This is a genomic window from Candidatus Eisenbacteria bacterium (assembly GCA_016867715.1).
Classification (GTDB): Bacteria; Orphanbacterota; Orphanbacteria; order Orphanbacterales; family Orphanbacteraceae; genus VGIW01.
This window is the reverse complement of sequence record VGIW01000137.1, coordinates 1-5,811: the sequence shown is the minus strand read 5'-3', so window position 1 is coordinate 5,811 and position 5,811 is coordinate 1. Positions and strand designations below refer to the sequence as shown.

Here is a 5,811-nt window from a genome sequence, read left to right as displayed (position 1 = left end):
CCAGTTCTCCCGCCTCCCCTCCCCGCGGATGGAGGCGGTCGATGTTCGCGATCTCCTCGAGAAAGTCTCCGGTCTTTATCGAGAGGGGAGCGGCGTGCGGACGTCCCTCGCGGTCGATCCGGAGACGCCCCCCGCGCGCGGCGACCGGGAGCTTCTCTGGCGCGCCCTCTCGAACCTCGTGAAGAACGCGATCGAGGCGATGGAGGGGAACGGGGAGCTCCGTCTCGCCGCCTCGCCGAGCGACGGCCACGTCGAGATCCTCGTCTCGGACGACGGGCCCGGGATCGATCCGTCGATCCGGGATCGCATCTTCGCCCCGACCTTCACGACGAAAGCGGGCGGATCCGGCCTCGGCCTCCCCCTCGTCGAGCGGATTCTCTTCGAGCACGGGGGAACGATCGCCGTGGAGCCGAACGCCCCGAAGGGGACGACCTTCCGCGTGCGCGTCCCGGCGTGGAGCGGGCCCGGTTGCGCCGCGCCCTCCGCGCGCGTACAATCGCGCACGGCCGAGCGAAGGAGAAGGTCCGCATGACCGTCCGATCGATCCTCGTCGTCGACGACGAGCCGAACATCCGCCGCACGCTCACCGGGCTTCTCGAGGACGAAGGTTTCGACGTGAAGTGTACGGCCTCGGCGGAAGAGGCGCTCGAGGCGATCGGAAAGAGCCCGCCGGATCTTCTTCTTCTCGACGTTTTTCTCCCCGGCATGGACGGGATCGCCTTCCTCGAGAAACTCCGCGAGAAGGGAGCCGCCTTTCCGGTCGTCGTCCTCTCCGGTCACGCCTCGATCGAGATGGCGGTCCGGGCGACGAAGCTCGGCGCCTTCGATCTCCAGGAGAAGCCGGTCGACCCGGAGCGTCTGCTTCTCGCGGTCCGGAACGCGCTCGAGGTCGCCCGGCTCCGCGCCGAGAACCGATCGCTTCGCGCTTCCTTGCGCGCGCCGGGCGCGATCCTCGGCGAGCATCCTCTCATGGCCGAGCTTCGGGACGAGATCGCGAAAGCCGCCCCCTCGAACGGCCGCGTTCTCGTCCACGGCGAGAACGGAACGGGGAAGGAGCTCGTCGCGCGCGCGATCCACGAAGCGAGCGAGCGGAAGGAGAAGCCGTTCGTGCGCGTGAACTGCGCGGCGATTCCGAAGGACCTCATCGAGAGCGAGCTCTTCGGCCACGAGAAGGGCGCCTTCACCGGCGCGACCGAGCAGCGGATCGGCAAGATCGAGGCGGCCGAAGGCGGGACGCTTCTTCTCGACGAGGTCGGGGACATGAGCCTCGAAACCCAAGCGAAGCTCCTCCGCGTGCTCGAGGCGCGCGAGCTCGAGCGCGTCGGCGGGCGCACCCCGATCCCGTTCGATGTTCGGATCCTCTCGGCGACGAACAAGAACCTCCGAAAGGAGATCGAGAAGGGGAGCTTTCGCGAGGATCTCTACTTTCGGCTCGCGGTGATCCCGATCCGCGTGCCGCCTCTTCGCGAGCGGGCCTCCGACATCCCGATCCTCGTGGAGCACTTTCTCGCGCGCCTCGCGGAGGAGAACGGACGAAAGCCGAAGCGCTTCTCCCGGGGAGCGCTCGACCGGCTCGTCGATCACACGTGGCCGGGGAACGTACGCGAGCTTCGGAACCTCGTCGAGAGGCTCGTCATCATGTGCCCCGAGGGGGAGATCGGGAGAAGCGACGTCGACCGCGCGATCGGAGTGCTCGGGGAGGAGAACGGCGCGGACGGGGCGGCCTCGCTCCGCGAGCGGGTCGAGCGCTACGAGATCCGCGTCATCCGGGAGGCGCTCCTGCAAAGCCGCGGCAACGTGGCGGAGACCGCGCGCGCGCTCGCGACCGACCGGGCGAACCTCCACCGGAAGATGCGCCGTTACGGAATCCGACCTCGGGAAGAGTGACTTCCGGACGCTCCGAGAGTGTCCGATCGTCACGCGCGCGAGAAGCAGGGAACGATCCGGCGCGCCGAACGGCCTTACGTGCGCGGCGCCTATTGAGCGAAGGCGGCACGGACCTTGCGAGAGGCAGCGATGGGTCCCCGCGAAAGGATGTGGACATGAACCTTCGACTCGTTCGGTGTCTCGTCCCCGTGCTCTTCGTGCCCTCTCTCGCCGCCTCCGACGCGCCCCGTCGGATCGACGCGATCCGGATCACTCCGGAGTCGATCCTGATCTGCGCGGACGGGATGGCTTTCCTCCTCGACGGCGAGAAGGCGGCCGCTCTGAAGGACCGCGAGTGGTTCGTCCGGGGCGACGCGCTCGTTCTCGTCGCGGAGGACGGAGAGCAGGTTCTCGCGACGAAGACAGAGGGCGCATCGTGTGACGACGTTCTGGAAGAGGAGCGTGAGAGGCCGCGGTTTTGGCCGGTGGAGATCGAGCGGCACGAGGACGGCGTGTTCGTCCGCCTCCGGCAAGTGGACGCCCGCGAGGCAACGATCGAGGGGACCTTCACCGGATGGGACCCCGACCCGATGCGCCCGGAGGAGGGCGGTTGGTCGTATCACCACCGCATGAAGAGAGGAACCCACCGCTTCCGCATCCGCTATCGGCTGGAGGGAGAGGAGCGCTGGTTCGAGGAGCCCCCGTCGAGAGAGGAGCGGACCGGACCGACGGCCCGGCTGTACGCGATCGAGGTCGGGGATCGCGGCGTTTCCTGGTCGATCGAGGAGGCGGAGGAGCGCGCGGTGAAGCCGGGGTTCGGAGCTGCCTACAATCGCGTCGATGGGTTCCGCCTTTCGTACGCGATCGACTTCGAGCACGGCCTCCGCCACCCCGCGCGCCTCGGCTGGTCGCAGGCGTACTCCTTCGCGGCGGAGCGCTGGTCGTGGGAGGCGAAGGGCGCGGTCCCCCTCCGCCTGCTTCCGGGCCTCCGGCTCGAGGCGTCCGGTTTCGATCGGATTCGCGTCCCGACTGCGTGGACCGTGACGGAAAGCGAGAACTTCGCTGCCGCTTTGCTCATCAAAGAAGATTTCTTCGACTTTGTATGGACGAAGGGATGGAGCGCGCGCCTCGTTCTCGACGCCGGAAACCACTCGCTCTCGGGCGGGTACGCGGCGACGGAGGACGAACCGATCGCGAAGAACACCGATTGGTCCCTCTTCGGGCGCGGCAAGACGTTCCGCGAGAACCTCTTTGCGGAGCCGGACGGGATCGCGGGGACGAACCGACGGATCGAGGGGCGCTACGCGTACGACAGCCGGAACTACGCGAAGGGGCCCTCCCTCGGTTGGCTCGTCGATCTCCAGGGGGACTACGCGGGGTGGGAGCTCGGCGGAAACCACGACTACTGGCGCGGCATCGCCGAGATCCGCCGCTTCCAGAAGCTCGCCCCGCGGCTTCACTTCGACTTCCGCCTGCTCGGGGGAGCGATCCGCGGGAACCCGCCTCCTCAGGAGCTCTTCCGCATCGGCGGGATCGGCACGCTCCGCGCGCATCGCTTCAAGGAGCTCGTCGGCGAGCGCCTCTTCCTCGCGAACATCGAGTACCGCGCCTCGGTGTGGAGCAGTCTCCAGACCGTCTTCTTCGCGGACCTCGGGGACGCGTGGCGTTCGGGAGAGCGCGAGACGTTCGATCTGGAATCGGACATGGGGATCGGGCTGCAGAACGAGCGGGGGGACGTTCGGGTCGACTTTGCCCGGCGCATCGACCGGGGGGCCGACGAGGACATCGTCGTCTCTTTACGCTTAAACCGAATGTTCTGACGAATCCACGCGGGAGAAAGCGCTGTTGTCATCCGCCCCTTTCGCCGCCGCGCTTCTCCTCGCCCTCTTCGCCGCGCCGGCCGGCGGCGCGAAGGGGACGGTCTGGTTCAACAACATCCGGTCCGCCGAAGGGTGGATCGAGATCGACCTCGAGATTCCAGGCGGGTTTCCGCCGGGCGTGGCCGAGACGCTGGAGCGCGGCGTCCCGGCCACAGTCGTCTACGAGATCGAGATCTGGCGCGACCGCTCGCGCTGGTTCGACCGGCTCGAGGCGACGCAATTCCTCGTCTATCGGATCGAGCACGACGCGTGGGCCGGGGTCTTCCGCGTGCTCGGACCGACTGGAAACGAGCATTCGCATGCGACGCTCGCGGAGACCGCAGCCGCGGTCTTGCGGCCGGTGGGGATTCGCGTCGCCCCCTCGCGCCGGCTTAACGGGAAGGAGCCGCACTACCTCGCGGTCCGCGCCGCCGTCCGGCCGCTCGCGCTCGAGCAGGTCCGCGCGATCGAGGACTGGCTCGAGGGGAAGATTCCCGGAGAGACGAACCCGGACGGACCGGACGAGGGGATCCTTCGCCTCCCCGAGAGGCTTTTCGGCTTCATCGCGAGCCTCGCCGGCTTCGGCGAACAAACGCTTGAGGCCAGAAGCATCAACTTCCGCCCGGAGGGGCTGGAGTGATCGCTTCTCACCACCGGCCCGTCAAGAAGCTGCGGCCCGGATCGGACACTTTCTTCGCCAACTTTTTACAGGCCTATTCCTCTTTCCGATATGGTAAACTACAGATGTGTTGCCCAACAGCCTGGCGGGCTCTTGCCTGGGGGCATCTTCATGGCGCGCCTTGCCATCCTGGCACTCCTGATCGCCCTCGCGGGCTTCCGCCTGATTCTCCTGGACTACGCCGAGCTTTACAGTTGGGATGAGGCGATTTACGGATGCTGGGGTCGAGCAATCGCCGAGCACGGTGTCTGGTTTGATCAGACTGATTACCCGGTTTGGGATTACCAGTCGCGCCGCTACCCCCCTCTCTTCCTCTGGGCAATGGCCGCGAGCTTTCGTGCTTTCGGCGTCAGCGAGGCATCCGCCCGACTCGTCCCGGCTCTTTCCGGAGTTCTTCTTGTCGTTGCAGCCCACTGGATGGGCACTCGCCATGGATACCGATCAACCGGACTCTGGATGGCCTTGTTTGTGGGCCTCAACTACGTTCTCACCCATTTCTCACGGTTCGCGATGACCGAGTCTACCTATCTTCTACTTCTCTTTCTTGCCTTCGCAGCCTATCAGCGGAGTCTCTCTGACAAGCGGAAGCGCTGGATAGTCCTCTCGGGCTTCGCGTTCGGGCTCTCGGTCATGACAAAGGGGGTCGTCGCACTCCTCTTCCCACTGGGTGGGTTTCTCTTCTCTCTGCTGCTCTTGCAGCGCATCCCCTGGACAGCCTCTACGAGAAGAGCTCTTCCGCGATCCGGCATTGCGTTTACGAACCTCGCGATTGCCTCGGCGCTCGGTCTGCTCCTAGCCGCTCCATGGCATCTCTATATGGTGGTCCGACAGGGGACGCCGTTCATCCATGACTACTTTCTTTGGAACGTATGGGAGCGGGTCACTGTGGGCGTCGACCTGCAACAGAAGGCGCTCGGGCCTCTTTACTACATCAACCAGCTTCCAATCCGCATTCCCTTCGGTTTCGCGTTGTTCCTTCTCTCCCTCTTTCAACTCGCGCGTTGGCTCCAGATCGGCCGGGCGATTCAAGAAGAGAGGCCACCGGAGGATGAACAAGGACGCCGCAAAGAGCTCCAATCCTCTTCGGACGAGCACCAAGCTGTCACTTCGCTCCTCTTCTTCTCGTGGTTTGCAGTTGCGCTTGCCGCGTTCTCGATCGCGCAGAGCAAGCTCGTTCAATACACCCCCCCAATAATCCTCCCCGCCCTCGTTCTCGCCGCCCTCCAGGCGGATCGCATCTGGCGCGATGGCTTCTGGCGACGCGCGGACTATTTTGTTCTCACCATCCCCCTCATTCTGTTTTGGGCGGCCCTCACCCCTTGGAGGCTCGCCGTGAGACGAACGATCGTGGCCGCCATTGGGTCTTCCCCCCCCCCCCCGCCGCGCCCCTCCCCCACTCCTCTCCCC

General features: G+C 66.0%; 5 protein-coding genes. All 5 read left to right on the top strand.

Features of this window, described 5'->3' with window-relative positions; all coding sequences use genetic code 11:
- Window positions 1-532: histidine kinase (locus FJY73_13835; protein MBM3321739.1), on the top strand; the 532-nt coding region annotated here is incomplete at its 5' end.
- Complete coding sequence (locus FJY73_13830) at window positions 529-1,887, top strand: sigma-54-dependent Fis family transcriptional regulator (GenBank protein ID MBM3321738.1); 1,359 nt, start codon at window positions 529-531, stop codon at window positions 1,885-1,887. The genes FJY73_13835 and FJY73_13830, both read left to right, overlap by 4 nt.
- A gap of 155 nt (window positions 1,888-2,042) precedes the next feature.
- A complete protein-coding gene (locus tag FJY73_13825) occupies window positions 2,043-3,686 on the top strand; it encodes a BamA/TamA family outer membrane protein (protein MBM3321737.1) in 1,644 nt (547 codons plus the stop codon).
- Window positions 3,687-3,711: 25 nt separating this feature from the next.
- Complete coding sequence (locus FJY73_13820; protein MBM3321736.1) at window positions 3,712-4,365, top strand: DUF4390 domain-containing protein; 654 nt, start codon at window positions 3,712-3,714, stop codon at window positions 4,363-4,365.
- A 150-nt stretch (window positions 4,366-4,515) separates the two neighbouring features.
- The coding region (locus FJY73_13815; protein ID MBM3321735.1) for a phospholipid carrier-dependent glycosyltransferase at window positions 4,516-5,811 on the top strand (1,296 nt) is incomplete at its 3' end.